General features: G+C 61.5%; 24 protein-coding genes. 16 read left to right on the top strand and 8 right to left on the bottom strand.

Going from position 1 to position 22,940, the window contains the following annotated elements:
- Positions 1-126 precede the first annotated feature (126 nt).
- Positions 127-729 (top strand): pyridoxamine 5'-phosphate oxidase family protein, encoded by a 603-nt coding sequence (locus KFF05_11090; GenBank protein ID UTW50502.1) that lies wholly within the window; start codon positions 127-129, stop codon positions 727-729.
- Here KFF05_11090 and KFF05_11085 read toward each other — a convergent pair.
- The 3 genes from KFF05_11085 to KFF05_11075 are packed head-to-tail and all read right to left on the bottom strand — an operon-like array spanning position 712 to position 2,894.
- Positions 712-1,365: a DsbA family protein gene (locus KFF05_11085; protein UTW50501.1), complete on the bottom strand. Its 654-nt coding sequence runs from the start codon at positions 1,363-1,365 to the stop codon at positions 712-714. The genes KFF05_11090 and KFF05_11085 overlap by 18 nt on opposite strands.
- On the bottom strand, positions 1,362-2,252 hold the full coding sequence (locus KFF05_11080) for an alpha/beta hydrolase (GenBank protein UTW50500.1): 891 nt from the start codon (positions 2,250-2,252) through the stop codon (positions 1,362-1,364). The genes KFF05_11085 and KFF05_11080 overlap by 4 nt, the downstream gene beginning before the upstream one ends.
- 21 nt (positions 2,253-2,273) lie before the next feature.
- Positions 2,274-2,894, bottom strand: coding sequence for a glutathione S-transferase family protein (locus KFF05_11075; GenBank protein ID UTW50499.1), 621 nt, complete (start codon positions 2,892-2,894; stop codon positions 2,274-2,276).
- A gap of 42 nt (positions 2,895-2,936) precedes the next feature.
- On the opposite strand from KFF05_11075, the gene KFF05_11070 reads away from it, so the two are divergent.
- Together KFF05_11070 and KFF05_11065 are read left to right on the top strand one after the other, a co-directional pair.
- Entirely contained in the window at positions 2,937-4,169 is a 1,233-nt protein-coding gene (locus KFF05_11070; GenBank protein ID UTW50498.1) for an MFS transporter, read from the top strand.
- Positions 4,170-4,279: 110 nt separating this feature from the next.
- Positions 4,280-5,740, top strand: a complete 1,461-nt coding sequence (locus KFF05_11065; GenBank protein UTW50497.1) for a sigma-54-dependent Fis family transcriptional regulator — start codon at positions 4,280-4,282, stop codon at positions 5,738-5,740.
- 26 nt (positions 5,741-5,766) lie between these two features.
- Here the strand turns inward: KFF05_11065 and KFF05_11060 are convergent, their stop codons facing one another.
- The 3 genes from KFF05_11060 to KFF05_11050 form a co-directional block, all read right to left on the bottom strand.
- Entirely contained in the window at positions 5,767-6,126 is a 360-nt protein-coding gene (locus KFF05_11060; GenBank protein UTW50496.1) for an Hpt domain-containing protein, read from the bottom strand.
- Between the two features lie 13 nt (positions 6,127-6,139).
- Entirely contained in the window at positions 6,140-6,664 is a 525-nt protein-coding gene (locus KFF05_11055) for a response regulator (protein ID UTW50495.1), read from the bottom strand.
- 120 nt (positions 6,665-6,784) lie between these two features.
- A complete protein-coding gene (locus KFF05_11050) occupies positions 6,785-8,605 on the bottom strand; it encodes a gamma-glutamyltransferase family protein (GenBank protein ID UTW50494.1) in 1,821 nt (606 codons plus the stop codon).
- 310 nt (positions 8,606-8,915) lie between these two features.
- Here KFF05_11050 and KFF05_11045 point away from each other — a divergent pair, with 310 nt between their 5' ends.
- From KFF05_11045 to KFF05_11010, 8 genes are all read left to right on the top strand, one after another.
- Entirely contained in the window at positions 8,916-9,935 is a 1,020-nt protein-coding gene (locus KFF05_11045; GenBank protein ID UTW50493.1) for a TRAP transporter substrate-binding protein, read from the top strand.
- A 65-nt stretch (positions 9,936-10,000) separates the two neighbouring features.
- Entirely contained in the window at positions 10,001-11,974 is a 1,974-nt protein-coding gene (locus KFF05_11040; protein UTW50492.1) for a TRAP transporter permease, read from the top strand.
- 97 nt (positions 11,975-12,071) lie between these two features.
- Entirely contained in the window at positions 12,072-12,593 is a 522-nt protein-coding gene (locus KFF05_11035) for a phosphonopyruvate decarboxylase (GenBank protein UTW50491.1), read from the top strand.
- 15 nt (positions 12,594-12,608) lie between these two features.
- Positions 12,609-13,217, top strand: coding sequence for an aldehyde dehydrogenase (locus KFF05_11030; GenBank protein ID UTW50490.1), 609 nt, complete (start codon positions 12,609-12,611; stop codon positions 13,215-13,217).
- Positions 13,218-13,249: 32 nt separating this feature from the next.
- Complete coding sequence (locus KFF05_11025; GenBank protein UTW50489.1) at positions 13,250-13,666, top strand: nuclear transport factor 2 family protein; 417 nt, start codon at positions 13,250-13,252, stop codon at positions 13,664-13,666.
- A gap of 116 nt (positions 13,667-13,782) precedes the next feature.
- Positions 13,783-14,817, top strand: coding sequence for a HAMP domain-containing histidine kinase (locus tag KFF05_11020; GenBank protein ID UTW50488.1), 1,035 nt, complete (start codon positions 13,783-13,785; stop codon positions 14,815-14,817).
- Between the two features lie 90 nt (positions 14,818-14,907).
- Positions 14,908-16,404, top strand: a complete 1,497-nt coding sequence (locus tag KFF05_11015) for an aldehyde dehydrogenase (protein ID UTW53680.1) — start codon at positions 14,908-14,910, stop codon at positions 16,402-16,404.
- A gap of 8 nt (positions 16,405-16,412) precedes the next feature.
- Entirely contained in the window at positions 16,413-17,150 is a 738-nt protein-coding gene (locus tag KFF05_11010; GenBank protein ID UTW50487.1) for an SDR family oxidoreductase, read from the top strand.
- 7 nt (positions 17,151-17,157) lie between these two features.
- Here the strand turns inward: KFF05_11010 and KFF05_11005 are convergent, their stop codons facing one another.
- A complete protein-coding gene (locus KFF05_11005) occupies positions 17,158-17,739 on the bottom strand; it encodes a hemerythrin domain-containing protein (protein ID UTW50486.1) in 582 nt (193 codons plus the stop codon).
- A gap of 800 nt (positions 17,740-18,539) precedes the next feature.
- Between KFF05_11005 and KFF05_11000 the strand changes: the two genes are divergently transcribed.
- Both KFF05_11000 and KFF05_10995 read left to right on the top strand, forming a co-directional pair.
- Positions 18,540-19,103, top strand: a complete 564-nt coding sequence (locus KFF05_11000) for a hypothetical protein (GenBank protein ID UTW50485.1) — start codon at positions 18,540-18,542, stop codon at positions 19,101-19,103.
- A gap of 222 nt (positions 19,104-19,325) precedes the next feature.
- On the top strand, positions 19,326-19,757 hold the full coding sequence (locus tag KFF05_10995) for a cyclic nucleotide-binding domain-containing protein (protein ID UTW50484.1): 432 nt from the start codon (positions 19,326-19,328) through the stop codon (positions 19,755-19,757).
- A gap of 9 nt (positions 19,758-19,766) precedes the next feature.
- Here the strand turns inward: KFF05_10995 and KFF05_10990 are convergent, their stop codons facing one another.
- Positions 19,767-20,510 (bottom strand): GntR family transcriptional regulator, encoded by a 744-nt coding sequence (locus tag KFF05_10990; protein UTW50483.1) that lies wholly within the window; start codon positions 20,508-20,510, stop codon positions 19,767-19,769.
- A 275-nt stretch (positions 20,511-20,785) separates the two neighbouring features.
- Here KFF05_10990 and comD point away from each other — a divergent pair, with 275 nt between their 5' ends.
- The 3 genes from comD to KFF05_10975 all read left to right on the top strand — a co-directional run bounded on the left by comD (position 20,786) and on the right by KFF05_10975 (position 22,939).
- On the top strand, positions 20,786-21,283 hold the full coding sequence (gene comD, locus KFF05_10985; GenBank protein ID UTW50482.1) for a sulfopyruvate decarboxylase subunit alpha: 498 nt from the start codon (positions 20,786-20,788) through the stop codon (positions 21,281-21,283).
- 2 nt (positions 21,284-21,285) lie between these two features.
- The gene (gene comE / locus KFF05_10980) at positions 21,286-21,849 is read left to right on the top strand and encodes a sulfopyruvate decarboxylase subunit beta (GenBank protein ID UTW53679.1); all 564 of its coding nucleotides are present in this window, start codon (positions 21,286-21,288) and stop codon (positions 21,847-21,849) included.
- Between the two features lie 157 nt (positions 21,850-22,006).
- Positions 22,007-22,939, top strand: a complete 933-nt coding sequence (locus KFF05_10975) for a hydroxyacid dehydrogenase (protein ID UTW50481.1) — start codon at positions 22,007-22,009, stop codon at positions 22,937-22,939.
- Position 22,940: the final 1 nt, after the last annotated feature.

The raw sequence follows: 22,940 nt of genomic DNA, 5'->3' as shown, positions 1-22,940 counted from the left end.
ATATAGACCGATCGGTCTATTAATGTGGCAAATGATGGCCAAATCCAGACCTGCGTGAGGGTTCCATGCTCATCTCCTATTATGCCTTTTCGGGTCCTCGCCGGTCCTGCTTCTTCGGAGGTCAAGATGACCAAGCCCACAAGTAACGTCGCCTTCACCGAAACCGTGAAGGCGATCCAGGAACGCAAGGGATCGCGCAAGGGGTACGCGCGGATGGAGGACAAGGGCGGATGGGCCGACCGGGTGACGGACGACTTGGCGGCCTTCATCGCCGCCCGTGATTCCTTCTACATGGCAACGGCAACTGCCGACGGTCAGCCCTATATCCAACATCGGGGCGGCAAGACGGGGTTTCTCAAAGTTCTGGACGATAAGACTCTCGCCTTCGCCGATTTTGCCGGCAACCGGCAATATCTTACCCAGGGCAACCTGGAGGATAATCCCAAGGCCTTCCTGTTCCTGATGGATTATCCCAACCGCCGGCGGATCAAGATCTGGGGCACCGCGCACGTGGTCGAGGACGATCCGGACCTGATCGCCCGCCTGGCCGACGCCGATTATACGGAGGGCAGGCCAGAGCGGGCGGTGGTGTTCGAGATCGCGGCCTGGGACGTGAACTGTCCGCAGCACATTACGCCGCGCTTCACGGAAGCCGATGTCGCCCGCGCCGTGCAGCCGCTGTATGACCGCATCCGTGAGTTGGAGGCGGAACTAGCCGCGCGCGGCTAGGCCTTTCTGCTTCATGCGCCACAGCAGGATGTCCATGCGGTCCTGCCCGTAGAAGGTTTCACCGTCGAACATCATGCAGGGCACCCCCCAGTGATCAGAGGTGTCGAAGGCGGCTTGGTTGTCCGCGATGATGGCCTCGAGGCCGTCACGATCTTCCGTTTCCTCGCGCAGGATTTCGGCAGCATCCAGGCCGGCCTTGGTCAGGGCGGCGGTATAATGACTGTCCGTGTTCCAATTGTCGGTTAGACCGTCCCAGACGATCCGCATCATGGCGTCCGTGAAGGCAAAGCACTTGCCGCGTTTCTGCGCGGCGGCACCGACGCGTGTGAACTTACCAATGTGCGGTTGTTCGGGGGCGATGATGTAGTTTTCGTTGTCCATGACGATGGGGTCGGGCACGGGCTTGCGCACGGGCATGCCCAGGTATTCGCCAACGCGGTGATAATCCGGCGTGTGATAGGTCCGGTACTTGCGGTTCACCTGGGCGAAGAAGTCCGGGTTGCGCACGGCCATGGGATAGACCGGACGGATTTCCACGGTCAGGTCATAGGTTTCCTGCCAGTCCCGGAAACGGTCCAGGGTCAGATAGCAATAGGGACTGCGGTAGGACCAGAAGACGTCGACGGAATGTGTCATGATGCGTCTCCCAATCCCATCTGGCGAACCATGGCGCGGCACAGGTTACTGTCCGGTCCCGCGTAATGGTTCATGATCGTGAAATGGTTGGCGTCCGGCACTTCGATCAATTCGACCTCTGACGTCTTGCCGGCCCAGGCGGCGGCCAGGGCCTGCGATTGGCGCAGAAATTCCGCTGTTTCCACCCCGCCGACGGCGATCAAGGTCGATCCGCCGCCAAGGGGCGGCAAATGTTCCGGCGAATATTGGCGCACGTCGTCTTCGCTAAGGTGCAGCGTGTCGTCGATGTAGCAATGGCGCATGGGCGTCAGGTCGAAGATACCTGACAGCGCGGCCGCTCCCTTGACGGCATCCGCCGGCAGGCCCCATTCGGTCCAGTTGGTGGTCTGCAGCATGGCCGCGATATGCCCGCCCGCCGAATGGCCGGAAACGAACAGCCGGTCACGGTCGCCGTTGAAAGAATCCGCATTGTTCCAGGCCCAGGCCACGGCGACACGGCACTGGCGCAGCAGTTCGGTCATGTCGACCGACGGGATCAGGGCGTATTCGGCGGAGATCACGATGGCTCCGGCCTCGACCTGGCCGCGCACGACGAAGCGGGAATCCTCCTTGTCGCGGCTCATCCAGAATCCGCCGTGGAAGAATAGGCGAATGGGGTGGGGGCCGTCACCGTGGGTGGTCCGGTCCGGCAGGAAGATGTCCAGCTTCTCGCGCGTGTGGTCGCCATAGGCGACGTCGAGCTTGCAATCGAACTCCTTGGTCACGGAGACACAGGCCGGGGCCCAACCCGCATAGATTTCGGCATGGTTGGGGACGCGTGCGCGGTTGTTGTACTGGAAATCAAGATCGGCCCGGGTCATGCCCAGGTAGACGGTCTGCTTAGTCATGGTAATGGAAAGGCCTTGTTCTTATTCGAAGGGAAGCATCACGTTTTTCTTGTAGGCCGGGCGGACGTTAAGACGGTCCCACCAGGCTTTCAGATGCGGCAGGTCCGGGCCCTCCGGCACCAGCGTGTGCCAGCGGTAGGCGGAGCAGCCGCAGGGAATGTCGCCCATGTTCAGCGTGTCGCCAGTCAGGAACGGCTTGTCGGCGAGATGCTTGTCGAGCACGGTCCACAATTCGCCGGCTTTTTCCTTGGCGTCGGCCAGGGCCTTTTCATTGCGGTTGGCGTCCGTCGCGCGGATCATCTGGAAATAGATCACGGTCATCGGCGGGTGCATGACGGTGAGATACCAGTCCATCCACTGATGGGCCTGGCCGCGCACCTTCAGGTCGGTCGGCAGCCAGGGATCGCCGCCGTAGGCTTCCAGGATGTAGCGCATGATGGCCTGGCTTTCCCAAACCACGTAGTCGCCGTCTTCAAGAACTGGGATCAACCCCATGGGGTTTTTGGCAAGGTAAGCCGGGTCCTGGTTGCCGCCGTATTTTCCGCCGACGTCGACGCGTTCGGCCTCAAGGCCAAGCTCGTCTATCAGCCACATGACTTTTTGTACGTTGACGGACGTGGCACGTCCCAGCACTCTGAGCATTCTGGATCCTCCCTTGGTCTAAATCCGAAAGCACGGTACCACATGAGCGAAAATTCTGTCGCGGGCGAAAGCATGCCGCCGGGCAAACGTCTCGTGTGGGGGCTGGCGGCGACCTGGGCGGTGCAGGTGGTGGGCACGGCGGCGGTATTCGGCGTGCCTGTTCTGGCCCCGGTGATCGCACCGGAAATGGGCGTCGATCCGACGCTGGTCGGTGTCTATGTCGCCACCGCCTATCTTGTGGGGCAAGTCACGGGCCTGATGTCCGGGGGCTTCATGGACCGGTATGGCGCGCTGCGCATGTCGCAGATCAGCTGCCTGTTCGCGGCCCTGGGAATCCTCATGCTGTTTCCCGCGCAGATCTGGTTGGCACCGGTGGCGGCGCTTCTGATGGGATCGTGCTACGGCCCGCTGAACCCGACGAGTTCGAAAATCCTGCGTGGCCTGGGCGCGGACAACAGGCAGCCCTTGATCTTTTCCGTCAAACAGACGGGCGTGCCCGTGGCGGGTGTCATTGTCGGCATGTCCTTGCCGGCACTGACGGTGCTGTTCGGCTGGCGCTGGGCCTTCGGGGTGTTCGCCGTGGCGGCGATTCTGGTGGCCCTTGCCATTCAACCGGTGCGCGAAACCTTCGACCATGACCGGCGTCGCGACGGCGGCCGGCCGAAAATCAAGATTTGGGGGCCGCTGAAACTGGTCCTCGGCGATCCGGCCTTGCGCGCCCTATCCCTGGTGGGCTTCGCCCTCGCGGGATCGCAGATCAGCCTGGGGTCGTTCTACGTCCTGTTCCTGATCCATACCCTGGATTGGTCCCTGATCGACGCCGGTTTCTCTTATGCCCTGGTGCAGGCCGGGGGCATCGGCGGGCGCCTGGCCTGGGGCTACGTGGCCAAGCAGGTGTTCTCGCCGACGGCCGTTCTGATCGGCGTCAGCATTCTGGTCTGCGGTCTGTTTAGCGTAACCGCATTTATTTCACCCGCCTGGCCGAGCTGGACCATCGGCGCTCTATCATTGGTGTTGGGACTTTGCAGTTACGGTTGGAACGGGGTGTGGCTGTCGGAGGTTGCGGATATCGCCCCGAAAGCCCATATCGGCGATGCCACCGGGGGTGCCCAGTTCATCATGTTCGGTGGCGTGACGGTGATGCCGCCGATCTTCGGCGTCCTGATCGATGGAACCGGCAGTTATGTGGCGCCCTTCGTGGCGTCGGGCGTGTTTGTCTTTGCCGTGGCCATCTACATGGCATTGGCGTTGCGTGCAAAATCAGCGACCAATTAATTGTTTATTGTATAGCAACGGGTTATCGGCGGCGACCTATGGTATCGGCGCCGTTCTTCGCCTTATAATCGAAAAAAGAACAATCAGCCGCCGATGGGGATTCTGTTCCAATGACCAGTTCGAAGACACAGCGCCTGCTTCTGGTCGAAGACGACCCGCCGCTGGCGCGTGTTTACCAGGAATACCTGAAGTCGGAGCCCTATGAGGTCATCCATGCCGAAACCGGCAAGGATGCCTTGAAAGCGTTGGGCGAAGGTTCGTTTGATGCGCTTGTTCTGGACGTTCAATTGCCCGACATGAGCGGCTTGGAAATCCTGAAGAAGGTTTCTCAGGAAAATTCCCGCACGGCGGTTGTCGTTATCACCGCCCATGGCTCGATCAACATGGCCGTGGACGCCATGCGCGAGGGAGCGGCCGACTTCCTGATGAAGCCGTTCAATGCCGAACGCCTGATCTTCACCCTGCGCAACGCGCTGGAGCGTCAGGAACTGAAGGGCATCGTCCAAATCCTGAAGAAGGACTTCAACCGCGATACCTATTGCGGATTCATCGGCAAATCGCTGCCGATGCAGGCCGTCTACCGCATCGTCGATGCGGCGGCGCCATCGAAGGCCACCGTGTTCATCACCGGGGAATCAGGCACTGGTAAGGAAGTCTGTGCCGAGGCCGTGCACGGCCAAAGTCCGCGCGCGGACAAGTCGTTCATCGCATTGAACTGCGGCGCCATTCCTCAGGAATTGATGGAAAGCGAAATTTTCGGTCATGTGAAGGGGGCGTTCACCGGCGCCCATGCCAATCGGGACGGAGCGGCGACGCTGGCCGACGGCGGCACCCTGTTTCTTGATGAAATCTGCGAGATGGACCTGTCGTTGCAGGTCAAGCTGCTGCGCTTCATCCAGACCGGTGGGTTTCAGAAGGTCGGCAATTCGACGGTGGAAAAGGTCGATGTCCGCTTCGTCTGCGCCACCAACAAGGATCCTTGGGAAGAGGTCGAAAAAGGCAATTTCCGTGAGGATCTGTATTTCCGCCTCCACGTCATTCCCATTCACCTACGACCGTTGCGCGATCGGGGGGACGATATCTTGGATATCGCAGGCAAGTTCCTGACTGAATTCGCGGCAGAGGAAGGCAAAGGGTTTCAGGTCTTCGATGACGAAGTGGCCGCCCTCATCGCAGGGTTTTCCTGGCCCGGTAATGTACGCCAGCTTCAGAATGTGATCCGCAATGTCGTCGTGCTGCACGATGGCGAGACGGTAACCGCGGACATGTTGCCACCGCCGTTGGGTGCGAGGGTGGGGCAGTCGAGACCGACCGCAGCGGTCAGGCCCGCCCCGGCACCGGAGAAACCAACAGAGACCCAATCGGCAAGCAAGGGAAGTGGACAGGGCAACATCGCCATCCGGCCCTTGTGGCAGGTTGAACAGGAACTGATCACTGCGGCGATCAGCCAATGCGACGGCAACGTGTCGCGGGCGGCTGCACTTCTGGAGTTGAGCCCGTCAACGGTATACCGACGGCTGCGTGAGGCCGAGGAAAAGGCCGAGGGCGGGGGTGGTGACATCGGGGAATAAACCGGCAGCGCGGAAGCCCCCGTCGTCTAGTCGGCGATATCCTTCACGTAGGTCGTAAGGTCTGCCTTCGCAGCATCTAGGGCAAGGGTTAGCCCAGCCACAAGGTGTTCGGCGGCAACGGCATCGCCGCTTTTACCCGCCGCCTCCAGTTCGGCGCAAAACTGGCGAACCTCACCGGCGCCGAAGGTTGCGGAACTACTTTTTAGGGCGTGGGCTTCGGCGGCGATGCCCGCAAGATCGCCCGCCGCCAAATGGGCGGTGATCTGGGAAATCCGGTTGTCGGCGGATTTGATGAAAACCTGGATCAGTTCGGGGATCAGTTCGCGGCTTGTGTCGGCTTCAAGTGCGATAAGAATCTGGCGGTCGATCGGGTTTGATAGAGGCATGACGATCCGCCGCTCAGACAGCGACGCGGCGTGACAGCGTGCCCAGTATGACGTGGAATAGGGTGTCTCGGCGCACGGGCTTTTCCATGCAGACATCAAACCCGGCATCCCGCATTTCGGCAAGGCGTTTCGGTGACACGTCGCTGGTGATCGCGATCAATGGCAGGTCGGCATTGGCATCGGGCAAGGCGCGGATTGCACGCGCGGTCTGCAGGCCGTCCATTTCCGGCATGTTGATGTCGAGCAGGAACAGGTCAACCGGCTTGCTGCCGATGACGTCGAGCGCCAGGCGGCCATTCTCCACGGTCGTCACTGTAACGCCTGAGGATTCAAGCAAGCTGCCGAGAACAAAGCGATTTGACGCATCGTCGTCAGCAAGCACCACATGCCATTCCAAAACGTCTTCATCATTGCCGGCGAGGCGGCTGTCGATCCAGCGGCTCAAATTCTCGAAATCGGTGTCACTTTGGAAACGGCCGCTGAGCGGCAAGGCCTTCGTTCCCTTGTGAAAGGCCGTGAGGCCTTGAATGTCTGGCATACAGGTTCGCTTCTTTCTGTCCACAGAATGACAGAAAGTCAGGACGCAACATCCATGCCAGTTTGCATATGATATTGCTCATTCCAAGCCGTAAGCGCGGTGCGCAGGCCGCCGTTGGGATCAGCGCCCGGCGGCGTATCCCTGCATGAAGCGCGGATTGGCGGCAGCCTTAAGCAGGCCATCTTCCTTGCAGGCGGCGGTCATGCGGCCGATACACCAGTCGTCGTCGACCTCCAGGTTGTGGCCGCGGCGCACCAATTCCTTCTGGGTCTCGGCCGGGAAGCGGCCTTCGATGACCAGATGGCCCGGCACCCAATGGCGCGGGTAGAACGACGATGGAAAATGCTTGGTATGGAATGCCGGCGCGTCGATGGCTTCCTGCATGTTCAGGCCATAATGGACCTTGCGCACGAAGTAGCCGAGCGCCCATTGATCCTGGGAATCGCCACCCGGCGTGCCGAAGGGCATCCAGGCCTTGCCGTCACGCAGGGCGAAGCCGGGGCTGAGCGTCGTCCGAGGTCGCATCTTGGGCTGCAGGCGGTCCTGCTTCTTGTCATCGAGCCAGTACATCTGGCCCCGGTTGGTCAGGCAGAAGCCCAGGCCGGGAATGGCCGGGTTGCTCTGTAGCCAGCCGCCGGACGGCGTCGCGGAAATCATGTTGCCGTCTTTGTCGATGATGTCGAAATGGCAGGTATCGCCGGCGGTATGGCCGTCGTGGGCGACCTCCATATCGTCAAAGCGGGCCACCGTCGGTTCGCCGATGCCCAGCGCGCTGGGCTGGCCGATTTCGTCCGCCGTGGGCATGCGCAGGATCGGGTCGGCGCCGAAGCCGGGCACGTCGCCGGGCAGCAGTTCCAGCGACGCCTTGTCGGTGATGAGCTTCCGGCGTGCGTCGTTGTATGCATCGGACAGCAGCACATCCATGGGGATGTCGATGAAGTCCGGATCGCCGTAGAACTTTTCCCGATCAGCGAAGGCCAGCTTGGTGCATTCGGTGACGATATGGACGAAGTCCGGTCCGGTGAAGGGCATGGACGACAGGTCGAAGCCCTTGAGCAAGGCAAGCTGCTGCAGCAGGGCGGGCCCCTGGCCCCAGGGGCCGGTCTTGCACACGGTGTAATTCAGATAGTCATAAGTCAGCGGGGCTTCGATGGTGGCTTTCCAGTCTGCCAGGTCGTCGCCCGTCAGCAGCCCGGCATGGCGCTCACCCGTGGTGTCCATGACCGGCGTGCGCATGAAGGTGTCGATGGCTTCCGCGACGAAGCCCTTGTACCAGACGTCGTGGGCGGCGTTGATTTCCGCCTCGCGGCCGCCGCCGGCGGCTTCGGCTTCCTTCAGCACCCGGCGGTACATGTCGGCCATGACCTCGTTCTTGAACAAGGTGCCAGCCTGGGGCACTTGGCCGTTCTTCAGCCAGATATCGCGGGACGTGTGCCATTCGTCCTCGAACATCGGCTTGATGGTCGCGATGGTGTTGCAGATGTTGGGGACCAGGGCATAGCCACCCGATGCGAAGTTGATCGCCGGTTCCAGCACCTCGCGCAGGCGCATGGTGCCGAAATCGCGAAGCAGAGTGGCCCAGGCGCTGAACGCCCCCGGCACCACGGCGGACAGGTGGCCCGTGCCCGGCATGATCTTGTGGCCCATGGCGCGGTACTTGTCGATCGTCGCGGCGGCGGCGGAAACGCCCTGTCCGCAGATCACGTTCACTTTCTCGTCGCTGGCCGTATAGGTGATGATCGGCACGTCGCCGCCAGGGCCGTTCAGGTGTGGTTCGACCACTTGCAGGGCGAAGCCCGTCGCCACGCCCGCGTCGAAGGCGTTGCCGCCCTTTTCCAGGATCGCCATGCCGACGGCGGTCGCCAGCCAATGGGTCGATGTGACCACGCCGAAGGTGCCAAGAATTTCGGGTCGGGTTGTGAAGGGCTGTGTCGCGGGCATGTTCGGGAAACCTTTCGGAAGGAGGTGGGCGTGCGCGCCGATGCGCACTCTTTCCTATCCCCTTCGCTGGCGGCCCGCAATAGGCTGACGACCGCCAATGGCATGCGGCCCTCTGCAGGGCCAGAAACGCCGAGGTCGGCAATACAAACTATGTAGAAGAGACAATTGATATCGGGTCGGTTTGAACTTGTCGAAGGCGCCGCATCGGATTACCGTTTCTGCCATCGTACGCTTATGGGCGGTCAACGCCCGCAGTACGCTATTGCGAGCACAACGCTGCTTATATGCATTCTTTGGGAGGAAACCACATATGCATCAGCTCAATCGTTCGATTGCCGCGCTGTCGATCATGTTCGCGACCAGCTTGGCGACCCCTGCCATGGCGCAGACGGATATCACTTGGGGAACCTCGGCGGTCGGTTCTTCCGGACACCGGGCCCTTGTCAATCTGTCGACCGTCCTGAACAAGGAAATGAAGGACTATCAGGTCACCGTGCAGCCCATGCCGGGCGCCATTGTTTCGGTGAAAAGCTACGCCGCGGGCAAGACGCTCGGTTACTACGGCGCCGACATTGCCTTCTTCGAATTGGCGAACGGGACCAACCGCTTCAAGGGCTTCAAGGATCAGATGAAGCGCCAGCCCGTGCAATCGTTCTGGGCCTTCACGGTCGAGGTCGGTGCGGCCATCCACGAGCGCGACAAGGACAAGATCAAGTCTTGGAGCGATCTTACGGACAAGCAGGTGTTTTCCGGGCCTCTGCCTTGGGATACCCGGGCGCAGCTTGAACGTGGCCTTGCCGCCGTGGGCACCAAACACAAATACATCGAAGTCGATCTGTCGACCGCCGGGTCGTTGATGGAATCCGGGCGTCTTGACGGGTTCATCATCTATACCAATGCGGAATCCACCACGGCACCTTGGATCACCGAGGCGGGCTTGGCCACCAACTGGGTCGCCTTGAACCCGACCAAGGAAGAGGAAGCCAAATTGAAGCAGGCCGGCCTCGCCGTTGTTGACGTCCCGGCCTCCGCTTTCAAGCGGGACATCGGCTCCCCATCGGCCAAGCTTTTGCCGTTCTACTATGGCTTCCATGTCGGAATGGAAATTCCGGAAGCGGACGTCTATCGCATGCTGAACATCATCGAAAAGAACGTCGATGAGCTGGTCAAGCTCGACAAGGCCTTTGCCCAGTTGAAGGATATGAAGGGCATGCAGCGCCGCGGTGTCGAATCCTCGATCGACTTGGTTCCCGTCCATCCCGGGCTGGCCAAGTGGATGAAGGAAAAGGGCGTCTGGGACGCCAAGTGGGATAGCCGCATCGCCAAGTAGTAACCGCCGCTTTTGCGGCCACCACGAAAATCAGGGGCGGGTGCCCTTGGCGCCCGCCCCGCGTGATGTCGACAGGTATCAGCATGTCCGCCTCCCCTTATCCGAAGCGTCTGACGGCCGCTCTTGACGGCCTCTATATGATTACGGCAACCGTCTTTTTTGTTTATCTATTCAATTACTTCATCAGTGGCGAAGGTGGTCCGACGGTCCTCGCGGTGACCATGGTGCCCGTGTGCTATGTCCTGTTTATTCTGCAGGCGCTGCGCACGAATGACCTGTACCCCAGCCTTGGTCCCATGACGAACATCGCCATCGGCGCCGTTCAGATCGGCCTGGCATTGGCTGTGCTGTATTACATCCGCTCCGAATTCTTCGCGATCCGCACCGACCGCGCCGGATTCTGGAACACGACCGACATGATCATGGGCGGGATCATGTCGTTGTTGATCCTGGAATATACGCGCAAGCGGTATTTCGTGATCCTGGTCCTCAACGTCGTGCTGATTCTCTATGCCGTTTACGGCAATCATATCGGCGGCATGTTCCACCATCCGGGTATGAGTTGGGAGCGCATCGTAACGGCCTCAAGCCTGGAAATGACGACGGGGGTTTACTCCCGGCTGCCACAATTGGCGCTTACCCTGATCGGCTCGTTCATTCTGGTCCTTAGCGTTCTGCGCGCCTTCGGCGGGGTTGAATCAATTCTTCTGGGCGCCGGCCTGATTTCGGCGAAATCACCCTATGCCCTGCCGCAGGCGGCGGTCATTGGGTCCCTCGGTGTCGCGACGGTCAGTGGTTCTGGCGCGGCCAACGCCGCCGCGACGGGATCGGCAACCATTCCGGCGATGATTCAGTCGGGATTGCCGCGCGCGACGGCCGCGGCGATCGAGGCGGCGTCGTCCCTCGGCGGGCAGTTGATGCCGCCGATCATGGGGATTTCCGCTTTTCTGATGGCTGATTTCCTGGGTGAAAGCTATTTCGATGTGGTCGCCCGTGGCTACGCACCGGCCGTCATCTACTTCGTCGCGCTGATCGCGTCGGTTTACCTGCTGTCGGTCCACTACCGCGCCGACACCGAGGTAACGCTGCCCGGTGGCACCTTCACCGTCGGTGACGCCGTCAACATCGGTGTGTTCGCCATGGTCGTGTTCGGGTTGATCGGGCTGATGGCGGTCACCCATATGGCGGCCATGATCGCCGCCTTGACCATCTTCGTGATGGTGGCGCCGGTCATGTTCAGCATTGATGCCTACCGTCGTTTCAAGGTGGAAGGCAGACCGTCGATCCGCCAGTTATTGACCCCGATCGGGCGCATGATCGACGCGTTCTCGTCCATGACGGCGGACCTGACTCTGCTGCTTGCAGCCTTGTCCATCATGACAGGCGTGTTCGTCATTACCGGCATTCCGACCAAGGTCGGCGTGCTGATGCTGGAAGCCGCCGGCATCAACCTGATCGCCATGGCGGTGATTGCCTTCCTATTCGGCGCCCTGGTCGGCACCGGCCTGCCGCCGGCCCCGACCTATATCCTGACCGCCTTGGTCATCGCGCCGCCCATGATCAAGGCCGGCGTCGATCCTTGGGTCGTCCATTTCTACGCCTTTTTCCTGGCGGTCTGGGGGGAATTGACGCCGCCCACTTCGGTGGTTGCGGCGGTCACGGCGAAGATTGCGGATGCGTCGTTCATGCGAACGTTGGGGCGTGCGCTTATGCTCTGTGTTTCCCTGTTCACCCTGATGGCGGGCGTCTTCATCCGCCCGGAACTGGTCAAGCAGCCCGGGGTGGATCAGCTTGCCGCACTCGGCCTCATTCTTGTGCCGACCTTGGGCATCGTGTTTGCCATTCAAGCCCGCTTCGCCACGGACCGGATAAGGAATTTGACGGCACGTGGCGTGCTGATGGTGGTGTCCCTGTTTGCGCTGCTGTATCCGGATGACGCCATTGCGGCCATCGCCTGCGTGCCGGTTCTGCTGATCATCGCCGCCTGGGTACTGTACCAGCGGCCACGGCAAATCAGGGCCGCCAAGGCACCCGGCTGATAAAATCTCAACCCGTGCCCAGATAATCTCAATTGGCGGGCAGGGGACATCGTTTTTAAAGTCATCACACCCGCAACGGACGGAACAGCCAAGAACCATGACAGAGAATTACGCCTGGGCGCCGGATATCTACGACGTCCTCAAGGATCTGGATGTGCGCCAGGTCGCCTACGTCCCCGACGCGGGCCATGCCCGCCTTCTCAAAATGTGCGAGGCCGACAACGCCATGCGCTGCATCCCGCTGACGACAGAGGAAGAGGGCATCAGCCTGTCCGCAGGCGCTTGGCTGGGTGGCGAGCGGGCGGTGATGCTGCTTCAGTCTTCGGGCGTGGGCAATTGCATCAACATGATCTCGCTGGCCAATACCTGCCGCTTTCCGTTGTTGATGCTGGTCACCATGCGGGCCCAGTGGCGCGAGTTCAATCCCTGGCAGAAACCCATGGGCGAGGGCACGCGCCCGGCCCTGGAAGCCATGGGCGTGAAGGTCACGCAAGTGGACGACCCCGACCAGGTCGGCGAGACCGTGCGCTCGGCGGGTGAACAGGCCTATGGCTGGCCGGACATGGCGGCGGTGCTTCTGCATCAGAAGCTCATGCCCGTGAAAACCTTCGGCAAATAAGGCGGGGAAACGAACATGGACAAGCAACGCGCCGACAATTACGAACTGCACCGCCGCGAGGTCGCCAAGACCCTGCTGAAGGATCGCACCGATGACTTTCTGGTCGTCACCGGCCTGGGTTCCCCCAACTGGGACGCCACCGCCGCTGGTGACCATCCGCTGACGTTCCCGCTCTGGGGTGCCATGGGCGGAGCCGCCACCATGGGCCTGGGCCTTGCCACGGCGCAGCCAACCAAGCGGGTCATGGTGATGACCGGCGACGGGGAAATGTTGATGGCCATGGGCAGCTTCGCGACCATCGCCGCCCAAGGGGTCGAGAACCTCGCCATCGTCGTGTTCGACAACGAACGCTACGGCGAAACGGGCATGCAGGCGACCCATACGGCGGGCCCCGTCGACATGGCCGCCGTCGCCAAGGCTTGCGGCTTTCCGGTCACGGCCACGGTCAAGACCGAAGCCGAACTGATGGCGGCCCTGCCGCTGATCAAGGAAACCAAGGGGCCGGTGTTCGTCGACATCAAGGTCAAGGCCGAGCCGCTGCCTTTCATCCTGCCGACCAAGGACGGGGTGCATCTGAAGAACCGGTTCCGGGAAAAGCTGTTGGGGCCGGACAGCCTGCTTTAAGGTGCCTGAAAGTCGAGCAGGAGGAGACATCCATGAGCGGCAACGATCTGGCAGGCGTACAGGCCTGTATCCAGGCCTATCTTGACGGTCTCTATAAAGGCGATACGGAACTGCTGTTCAAGACGGCATTTCATCCGGATGCCCGCATGAACGCGGCCGATGTGGGCGGTGAGCGTATCCATTGGACCATGGCCGAGTTCGAAAAGGTGATCCTTGAGCGCGGATCGCCCGAGGCCGCGGGGTTTCCCCGTAAGGAGCGCATCGTTTCCATCGATTTCGCCGGGGCGGACACGGCCAATGTGAAGGTCGAGGTTCTGGTCGGAAAGCGTGACTTTACCGACTTTCTGGCCTGTATCCGCATCGACGGCGAATGGAAGATCATCGCCAAGACCTATTGTCTGACTCGCGAATTTGCGACGAAAGACGACGTCTTCACGGCAATGGTCTAGCCCTTAAGTACAGGTTTCGGGCATTTTGGCCCTTCTGGCATGCATGTTGCTGAGTGTGGTCTGCGGAACGCGTGTTGTGCGTGTTCATAAGCATATTGCAAATCGGATCGAGCAACGTGAGCCACATGAAAAACAATCCCAACAACCTTATCTTGGTCATTATTGGCGGGATTTTGATCATCTTTCTCACCCATCTTCTGGCCGCCGACATGGACCCGATGGAACGATGGCATGAGTTCGCTAATGATCATGAAAACTGGGAACTGGACGAAGTTCCGCTGATCGCCGTATCGCTGGCGATCTATGTGTTCATCCTGTTGTTCGGGCAAATGCGCATCAACCGGAGCCTGATCGAACGGACGAAGGCGGATAACCGCCGCCGAATGGTGGTCGAAAATCAATTGCGCGAAGCCCTTGCCTCCCGTGATGGGTTTTTCGCGGCGATGAGCCACGATCTGAAAACACCGGTTAACAGCATCATGGGGTTTTCCGAATTGATGCAGACGGAGGTCTTTGGCCCCCTGGGGCATGAGAAATATGCCGAATACGCCGAGGACATCAATCGGGCGTCGCAGATGCTGGATCTGACGATTTCGCAAATTCTCGATATTTCGCGGCTGAGTTCCGAAGACCGGTTTGTCATTCGCGAAGAGCGGTTCAATCTGATGGACGAACTACGGTTTTGCCGCAAACTGATTGTCGGATGGAAGGGCGGGCGCCAGACGGTCACCGTCTCCGGAAATGTTCCGCCGGTGGATATTGTTTTTGACCGGACTCTGTTCCGCCGCTACGTCATCAATCTTCTGACGAACGCGGTGAAGTACGCGGGCCAGGATGCTGATGTCGGCGTTCATGTGCTCTGCGCGGGGCCTGGAAACCGCGTGTATCTGACGGTCTATGACAACGGGGTCGGGCTGAACGACAGCCGTCTGGCGGGGGCCGCGCAACGCTATTCGCGGATGAGCGACAATCCCGATGCCTATATCGACAGCGCCGGCCTTGGCCTTTGGATCGTCAAGAAAATTGCCGAAGCCCATGACTGCGATTTCTCGATCAAATCCGGTTCCGGCCATGGTTTCCGTGTCATCTTGGAAATTCCGTCGACGCGCATCGAAGCCGCGGATTCAGAGGCGTTTAAAATCGCCTGCTAAACACCTCTCCCCATGGCAGGGCGCGTGGCCGACGTTGCCCCTATTGGATTCCGGGTCTTGCCTGATAGGATCGCCTCCAACACGACCAATATGGAGGAGACGACCGTGGGGAACCTCAAACGCTATCAGATGACTATCGCCGGCAAGAAGGTCGATCCGGCCTCGGGCGAATGGTTTGAAACCGAAAACCCCTACACGGGCAAGGCCTGGGCGGAAATCCCGCGCGGCAACGCGGAAGACATCGACCGCGCCGTCAAGGCCGCCAAGGCGGCACTGCCCGGCTGGCGAAGAACCATCGCGACCCAGCGCGGCCACCTGATGCGCAAGCTCGGCGACCTGATCGCCGAAAACGCCGAAAGCCTGGCCGCTACAGAAGTCCGCGACAACGGCAAGCTGATCGCCGAAATGGGTTTGCAGCTTAAGTACGCGCCGCAGTGGTACTATTACTTCGGCGGCCTGGCCGACAAGATTGAAGGGGCCGTCATCCCCATCGACAAGCCGGACACCTTCAACTTCACGCGGAAGGAGCCGCTTGGCGTTATCGGCATGATCACGCCGTGGAATTCGCCGCTGATGCTGACGGCGTGGAAACTGGCGCCGGCCCTGGCTGCCGGGAACACGGTGGTTCTCAAGCCGTCGGAATTCACCTCGGCCTCCGCCCTGGAATTCATGGACCTGGTCAAGCAGGCCGGCTTCCCCGACGGGGTGGTCAACATCGTCACGGGTTATGGCAAGGAAGCGGGCGAAGCGCTGATCAGCCATCCGGACGTCGCCAAGATCGCCTTCACCGGCGGGTCGGCCACGGGCAAGCACGTCTATTCCACGGCGGCGCAGTCGTTCAAGAAGGTGTCGCTGGAGCTGGGCGGCAAGTCGCCCAACATCGTGTTCGACGACTGCAACGTGGAAAACGCGGTCAAGGGCGTGATCTCAGGCATCTTCGCCGCCACGGGCCAGACCTGCATCGCCGGTTCGCGCCTGTTGGTGCAAAAATCCATCCATAACGAATTCGTCGACAAGCTGGTGGCGCTCGCCAAGACCGCCAAGATGGGCGATCCCATGGACCCGGACACCCAGGTCGGCCCGGTCACCACGCCGCCCCAGTATGAAAAGATCCTGGGCTATATGGACATCGCCAAGGGGGAAGGCGCGGAAGCCGTGCTCGGCGGCGGCAAGGCGACGCGCCCCGAATGCGGTGACGGCTGGTTCGTGGAGCCGACCATCTTCACCGGCGTCAACAACCAGATGCGTATCGCTCAGGAAGAAGTGTTCGGCCCGGTTCTTTCCGTTATCCCCTTCGAGGATGAGGAAGAGGCGCTGGCCATCGGTAACGACGTGGTCTACGGCCTTGCCGCCGGCGTGTGGACGGAAAGCATCCGCCGCGCCTTTATCATGTCCCAGGAACTGCAGGCCGGGACCGTGTGGGTGAACACCTACCGGGCCGTCAGCTACATGTCGCCGTTCGGCGGCTACAAGCAGTCGGGCCTGGGCCGGGAAAGCGGCCAAGCCGCCATCGAGGAATACCTGCAGACCAAGTCCGTGTGGATTTCCATGGCGACCGAAGTGCCGAACCCGTTCGTGATGCGATAGGAGGCAAAGTGGTGGCGAAGACCGTCCTCATCACCGGCGGCAGCCGCGGCATTGGCGAGGCCATGGTGCGGCTGTTCGCCGAACGGGGCTGGAAGGTCATCTTCACCTTCGTCTCCAGTGCGGCGGCGGCACATAAGGTCGCGACGGAAGCAGGTGCTCGGGCGATCCGCTGTGATTCCGGCAGCGAGGACGACATCCTGGCCCTGTTCGAACAATTGGATGGGGAAGGTGTGGTGATCGACGCGCTGATCAACAACGCGGGCGTGTCCGGGCCGCGCCGCCGGGCGGTCGAGGTCACGCGGGCAACCCTGGAAGAGGTCACCCGGATCAACTTCATCGGCCCCGTGCTGTTCTGCCGCGAGGCGGTCAAGCGCATGTCGACCGCCACGGGCGGCCGTGGCGGGGTGATCGTTAATCTGTCTTCGACCGCGACCAAGAAGGGCGGAGCCGGGCAGTGGGCGGATTATGCGGCGCTCAAGGGGGCGATCGACGTGTTCACCAACGGCCTCGCCCGCGAGGTCGCGGCGGAAGGCATCCGTGTTAATGCCGTTGCCCCTGGCTACGTGCTGACGGATATGGCGGTGGACGGCGGCATCGCGGCAAGCTTCGAAATCGCGCTGAAGTCGGACATTCCCATGGGCCGCATCGGCGAGGTACGGGAAATCGCCGAGGGTGCTTATTGGCTGTGCACGGACGCTGCCGGTTATGTCACCGGCACGGTCCTGAACGTCGCCGGCGGGCGCTAGGCGGCCGTCACGGCCGGGCGAAGGCGGTCACGTCCTGAGGTTTCCCCCATTTCAGGATTTCCTGATGCAGGCGATCGTATTTCGCCTGTCCCTCGCCGTCGCCGAACAGGGGATCGCCGGGCAGGGTGATGGCGTCCCGGATTTCCTGCCAGTCCGGGTCGGTCAGGGCCCGCAGGGCCAGCGGGAAGAACACCACTTCCTCCATCTGCATGTGGCGGCGTTGGAAACTCAAATAGTCGCCTGCGACGTCGACGAACCAGTCGCGCGGCAGTTCCGCATCCTGCATGACGTTATGCAGGGCGGCCGCGAAGCGGCGCGTCAAGGCGCCCAATTTCTCATGTTCCTTATCCAGTTCGCCGACGCTCGCCGCGGCGTCGGGATCGCGCAGGCGCAGTTTCGCCAGGACAAGGTCTTCGACGGGATGATGGTAGAGGTCCGGATAGTTCTGGGTGTAGTCCAGAATATTGCTGACAAGGTCGTAGTCGGGCAGCTCACCGGCGTCAAAAACCCACAACTCGCGGGCGATCAGGTCCATCAAACAGGCAAGTTTCTTATGGTCGTCGCGCAGTTTCCAGATGACGTCGGACATATGTATCCCTCCACCTCGCTGATGGGGCAGGTTAGCGGCGGCGCGGCCCGGGCGCGTTGATATGGGTCAAGCGCGCGGTGCTGTGGATAACTTTGGGGATAGATGTTGGTTTTGCGCCTTTTTGCCAAGTGCAGGCTTGTCGAGCCGGAGTCAGGCGTCAGGCGCGGCAGGGCGCGTTGATTGCGCGGCCTCCGGTGTGAAGGGGCGGACGTGCGGGAATGAGGTGCCACCCCATGACCGGTTCCGCAATGCCGGATTGCCTGGAACGGCCGCAGGAAAATCGGCCGGCCGGCCAAGGGGCATTGAAATGACGTGGAGCCGAATTGCCGCCAACGCCTTGCTGACCGCGCCTTTCGCATTGTGAAAATGGCATGTTCGTCCGTCGCCGCCACCGTCGGACCGGTTTGATTTCACATGTTGGTGAAATTCCTCGGCAAGTTCACGGGTGCGCGGCGGCTGAGGGGATCGGCTTTACATTCCTTCACAGGCCCGAGCGGATTTCGGCGCGGGAAAGGGCGGAATCCCGTGTGCGGCCGGTGCGAAGGTGAAAAAGGGCGAATAATGGCAACCGGCGGCAAATGTGGATATCTCGCGCGCCTTAGTGGCGGGAATCCAAGGGAGGGATTAAAAATACGCACACTGTGCGCGGCGAAAATTCGGCGGGTTCGCGCCATTGGCGACGTCTAATGCGTCAATCAGGCTTGCCCCGAAGGGGGCGGGATGGTAGCTGAAATGTACACAATATTGGCGGAGAATCGCCCGCCGGAAGAACACCCCTTAACCGCCCAGGAGCCCACGCCATGTTCGACCGTGACCGTTTCACTCAGGATTGTCTCGAGGCCATCCGCGAGACCGATAGCCACATCGCGGTGAAGGAACTGGTCGAGCGTGCCTGCAGCGACCCGGCGGATCTGCTGCGCGGCCTGGGTGAGCCGACCAAGGCGGGCCCTGACAAGATTTATGTGTCCGATGAACTGACGATCCTCAATCTCGTCTGGGGCCCCTACATGACCCTGCTGCCGCACAATCACAACATGTGGGCGGTCATCGGCCTGTACACCGGGGCCGAGGATAACGTGTTCTGGAAAAAGGTCGACGGCGAGCCTGGCCATACCCGCATCGAAGCCGCCGGGGCCAAGGCCATGCGTCCCGGCGATGTGGCGCCGCTGGGCAAGGACATCGTCCATTCCGTGACGAATCCGCTCGATCGCCTGACCGGTGCCCTGCACGTCTACGGCGGCAATTTCTTCGAGGAGCCGCGCAGCGAGTGGGAAGCGCAGAACCTGACCGAGCGTCCCTACGACGTGCCGCGCAACATGGCCTTGTTCGAAACCTACAACGAAAAGCTCCAGGCGGCGGAATAGCCCAAGAGGCCGCGTACGGCCCCTAGCAGGCCGACGTTTTCACGTTCTTAGGCCTGCCCCCATACTTCTGGCTGGGTGGGGAAAGTGATTCTTATCACTGTGGTGGATGGCGTGCATCGGTACGAGGGGAATGGCCAGGCATCAGCCTGGTTCACAGTGGCTTCGGCCTGAAATCACAAACGCCCCCGCGCGTCGGGCGACGCGTAAAAAACAGAGAATACGATGACCCCTCAGCCAGCCTTCGGGCCCGACACCCATGCGCCCCTCAAAAAAAACCATCGTAGCTTTTTCGCCGGAGACGAGATCATCTGCGAAGGCGATCCTGGCGACGAGGCTTATCTGATCTTGAGCGGGCGCGTTGAAATCCGCAAAGGCATGCGGACCTGTTCGCCAAAGACCATCGCCGTGCTCGGCAAGGGCGATGTCGTCGGCGAGCTTTCCCTGATCGACGCGCATACACGGTCCGCATCGGTGATCGCCTTGGAAGACACGACGGTCAGTGTGTTGCCGCGACAGGAATTCGAGGATCGCGCGGCGGCGATGGACCCCTTGTTGCGGGCGGTCTACGGCGTCACGGTGAAGCGCCTGCGCCATGTCCTGGAACACGGTCGGGGCCTGAACACCTACGGCTCCATGAGCAATTGGCGCACCTAGTCCGGGCTCTCACAGCAAATCACTGAAATAGGCCAGGTGCGTGGTGTCGCAGCGCGAGATGCGCAGTTCCACCGGCGTGCCGTCGAGGGTCTGCGCGATGCGCTCGATGCGCAGCAGCGGCGCGCCCCGGTCCAGGCCCAGATGGGTCACGTCGTCGGGGCCGGCGGCCTCGGCGGTGATCTTTTCGACCGCGCGATGGACGATCACGGCGAAGCGGTCCTGATAAAGCTGATAGAGCGTGTTGGGCAGCTGCGTCTTGTTCAGGTCGCCGAGGCCGGGGAACAGGTCGTCGGGCAGGATGATCAGTTCCAGGATCGCCCGCCGCGCCATCAGGTCGCGCACGCGCTTGATCTCAACCACCCGCGCCTGGGGGGAGAGCCGGAGGGCCAGGGCCTCGGTCTGCGTCACCCGCCGCTGCGTCATCGACAGCACCCGCGAGGTCGGCAGGCGCCGCTCCCCATCCGCCGCCAGCAGGTGGAAGAAGTGGAAGCGGTCGCGATCCGGGCCATGGGCATGGACGAAGGTGCCGCGCCCCTGATGACGGATCACCAGATTCTCCCGCGCCATTTCGTCGAGTGCGCGGCGCACCGTGCCCTGGGCGACGCCGAAGCGGGCGGCCAGTTTCTGTTCGGACGGCAGGGGCTCGGTTACCGGATGGCGGCCCTGGGCGATCTCGCGCAGCAGGGCTTCGCGGACCTGCCGGTACAGCGGCCCATCGCCGGAACGGGGGCGGTCCCCCCAGGTTTCAGGCATTCGCGGTCCTTTCGTCAAAAAAACGCAAAGTCTTCTATAAGAGTTATAAGACTTGCTTGACGGGGGCAAGAGCCAAGGACTATTGCGGGTACGGGCGAACAACAAAGGGAGCGTCAATCCCAGCCCGCACGTTAAGCATTTGAGGAAACCCAGGGCGCACCCTGAACCCATACCGTTCGGCGCAAGGCCGCCACCCCGACCTCGTCTCAGGCATCCGTCTGCGGCGGCGGCAGGGGTCAGCGTTTTGCGCGGAACCTGGACCCGGAGGACAAGTCTTGTCGATTCATAAACAGATCGTCACGGACATGGTGAACAACAACATCGAGTTCATCACCACTGTTCCGTGTAAGCAACTCGGCGGCGTGATCGAAGAAGCCGAAAACCACCCCAGCATCATGCACGTGCCGTGCAACAAGGAAGACGAAGGCATGGGCCTCTGCGCCGGTGCCTTCATGGGCGGCAAGCGGTCGGCCATCATCATGCAGAACACGGCGCTCGGCGTGACGCTCAATTCCCTGGCGACGCTGATCCAGTTCTACCACATCCCGCTGCCCATGCTGATCAGCTACCGCGGCGAGCTGGGCGAGCCGGTGGCCTGCCAGGTTGAAATGGCCCTGCACACCAAGGCCCTGTTGAACCAGATGCTGATCCCGACCTACCACTTCCACAAGCGGGAAGACGCGGGCGAGCTCGACAAGATTCTCAAGTACACCTTCATGTGCAACAAGCCGGTGGCCATTCTGACCGACGCCACCTTCTGGAAAGGGGAATGACCATGATCCGCTCCGAAGTTCTGAAAAGCCTGATCCCGGTCATTTCCGATCAGTTCGTGGTCTGCAACATCGGCCTGCCCAGCCAGGAACTCCACCTGCTGGACGATCAGCCGACCAACTTCTACATGCTCGGCACCATGGGCCTGTCGTCGTCCATCGGCTTAGGATTGGCGCTGGCGCAGAAGCAGACCATCATCGCCATCGACGGTGACGGCTCGGTCCTGACCAACCTGGGCACCCTGCCGACCATCGGCAACAACGTGGCCGACAACTTTATCCTGCTGATCATCGACAACGGCAGTTATGGTTCGACCGGCGATCAGCCGACCTATGCCGGCAAGAAGACCTCGCTGACCAAGGTCGCCGAGGCCTGCGGTTGCGACAACGTGATCGAGTGCAAGGCCGAGGACACGGCCCAGGTCATGAAGGACGCCATCGCGTCGAAGAAACAGACGGTCATTGTCTGCAAATGTGAATCGGGCAACATCCCGGTTCCCAACATCACCATGGACCAGGTCGTGATCCGCGACCGTTTCATGAAGGCGCTTGAAGCGGCCAACGCTTAGAGTTCCTTAAGCACGGCGTCCTCCCGGCCAGGGGCGGGGCGCGTCGGCATCCATTGCCGCGCGCCCGCCCTTGGCGGGTCCTTCGGGGACCGTTAAGGTCTCCCGGCTTTTCACTGGCGGCCGCCCGGCCGCCGCAGCCGCCGGAGTATTCAACAGCATGGCCGACATCCTCATCACCGAGTTCATGGAAGAGTCCCAGGTCGCCCGTCTGGCCGAAAGCTATGACGTGGCCTATCTGCCGGACCTGGTGGCCGAGCAGGACAAGATCCCGGCCCTGATGCCCGGCGTGCGCGGCCTGATCGTGCGCAACGCGACCCAGGTGCGGGGTGCCGTGCTGGAGGCCGCCGACAAGCTGGAATGCGTCGGACGGCTCGGCGTCGGCCTCGACAACATCGACATGGACGCCTGCGCCGCAAAGAGCGTGAAGGTATTTCCCGCCACCGGCGCCAATTCCGATTCCGTGGCCGAACTGGCCATGGGGGCAATCTACGTGATGTTCCGCCGCTCCTACCTGGCGACGCCGGACGTGGTGGCCGGCAAGTGGCCCCGCATCGAGCTGATGGGCCGCGAAGTTCAGGGCAAGACGCTGGGCATCATCGGCCTGGGCTGGACCGGCCAGGCGCTCGCCTGGCGGGCGCGCGGCAACGGCATGAACCGCATCGCCTACGACCCCTGGGTCAAGAAGGACGATCCGCGCTGGGCCGACTGCAAGGTCGAGCGCGCGGAAACCTTGGATGACCTGCTGCCGAAATGCGACGCGGTCTCCATCCACGTGCCGCTGACCGACGACACGCGCGGCCTGTTCAACGCGGACACCATCGCCAAGATGAAGGACCGCGCCCTGCTGTTGAACCTGTCGCGCGGCGGCATCGTCGATGAACAGGCCCTGGTCGACGCGCTGAAATCCGGCAAGCTGTGGGGCGGCTTCACCGACGTGTTCGTCGAGGAGCCCCTGACATCCCCCAACATCTTCGACGGCGTGCCCAACCTGTATTGCACGCCCCATGTCGGCCCACGCACGGAAGAGGGCGAGGGCAAGGTATCCACCGTCACCGCTGATGCGGTGCTCAACTGTCTGAACGGGAACTAAA

This window comes from bacterium SCSIO 12827 (assembly GCA_024397995.1).
GTDB lineage: Bacteria > Pseudomonadota > Alphaproteobacteria > Rhodospirillales > Casp-alpha2 > UBA1479.
Note: the sequence above shows the minus strand (reverse complement) of the source record. Positions and strands in the feature narration are given on the sequence as shown.

Excerpts from the sequence above, each read along its gene's own strand:
- KFF05_11090 (UTW50502.1), top strand. The coding sequence starts at position 127 with ATGACCAAGCCCACAAGTAACGTCGCCTTCACCGAAACCGTGAAGGCG.
- KFF05_11085 (UTW50501.1), bottom strand. The coding sequence starts at position 1,365 with ATGACACATTCCGTCGACGTCTTCTGGTCCTACCGCAGTCCCTATTGC.
- KFF05_11080 (UTW50500.1), bottom strand. The coding sequence starts at position 2,252 with ATGACTAAGCAGACCGTCTACCTGGGCATGACCCGGGCCGATCTTGAT.
- KFF05_11075 (UTW50499.1), bottom strand. The coding sequence starts at position 2,894 with ATGCTCAGAGTGCTGGGACGTGCCACGTCCGTCAACGTACAAAAAGTC.
- KFF05_11070 (UTW50498.1), top strand. The coding sequence starts at position 2,937 with ATGAGCGAAAATTCTGTCGCGGGCGAAAGCATGCCGCCGGGCAAACGT.
- KFF05_11065 (UTW50497.1), top strand. The coding sequence starts at position 4,280 with ATGACCAGTTCGAAGACACAGCGCCTGCTTCTGGTCGAAGACGACCCG.
- KFF05_11060 (UTW50496.1), bottom strand. The coding sequence starts at position 6,126 with ATGCCTCTATCAAACCCGATCGACCGCCAGATTCTTATCGCACTTGAA.
- KFF05_11055 (UTW50495.1), bottom strand. The coding sequence starts at position 6,664 with ATGCCAGACATTCAAGGCCTCACGGCCTTTCACAAGGGAACGAAGGCC.
- KFF05_11050 (UTW50494.1), bottom strand. The coding sequence starts at position 8,605 with ATGCCCGCGACACAGCCCTTCACAACCCGACCCGAAATTCTTGGCACC.
- KFF05_11045 (UTW50493.1), top strand. The coding sequence starts at position 8,916 with ATGCATCAGCTCAATCGTTCGATTGCCGCGCTGTCGATCATGTTCGCG.
- KFF05_11040 (UTW50492.1), top strand. The coding sequence starts at position 10,001 with ATGTCGACAGGTATCAGCATGTCCGCCTCCCCTTATCCGAAGCGTCTG.
- KFF05_11035 (UTW50491.1), top strand. The coding sequence starts at position 12,072 with ATGACAGAGAATTACGCCTGGGCGCCGGATATCTACGACGTCCTCAAG.
- KFF05_11030 (UTW50490.1), top strand. The coding sequence starts at position 12,609 with ATGGACAAGCAACGCGCCGACAATTACGAACTGCACCGCCGCGAGGTC.
- KFF05_11025 (UTW50489.1), top strand. The coding sequence starts at position 13,250 with ATGAGCGGCAACGATCTGGCAGGCGTACAGGCCTGTATCCAGGCCTAT.
- KFF05_11015 (UTW53680.1), top strand. The coding sequence starts at position 14,908 with ATGGAGGAGACGACCGTGGGGAACCTCAAACGCTATCAGATGACTATC.
- KFF05_11005 (UTW50486.1), bottom strand. The coding sequence starts at position 17,739 with ATGTCCGACGTCATCTGGAAACTGCGCGACGACCATAAGAAACTTGCC.
- KFF05_11000 (UTW50485.1), top strand. The coding sequence starts at position 18,540 with ATGTTCGACCGTGACCGTTTCACTCAGGATTGTCTCGAGGCCATCCGC.
- KFF05_10995 (UTW50484.1), top strand. The coding sequence starts at position 19,326 with ATGACCCCTCAGCCAGCCTTCGGGCCCGACACCCATGCGCCCCTCAAA.
- KFF05_10990 (UTW50483.1), bottom strand. The coding sequence starts at position 20,510 with ATGCCTGAAACCTGGGGGGACCGCCCCCGTTCCGGCGATGGGCCGCTG.
- comE (UTW53679.1), top strand. The coding sequence starts at position 21,286 with ATGATCCGCTCCGAAGTTCTGAAAAGCCTGATCCCGGTCATTTCCGAT.
- KFF05_10975 (UTW50481.1), top strand. The coding sequence starts at position 22,007 with ATGGCCGACATCCTCATCACCGAGTTCATGGAAGAGTCCCAGGTCGCC.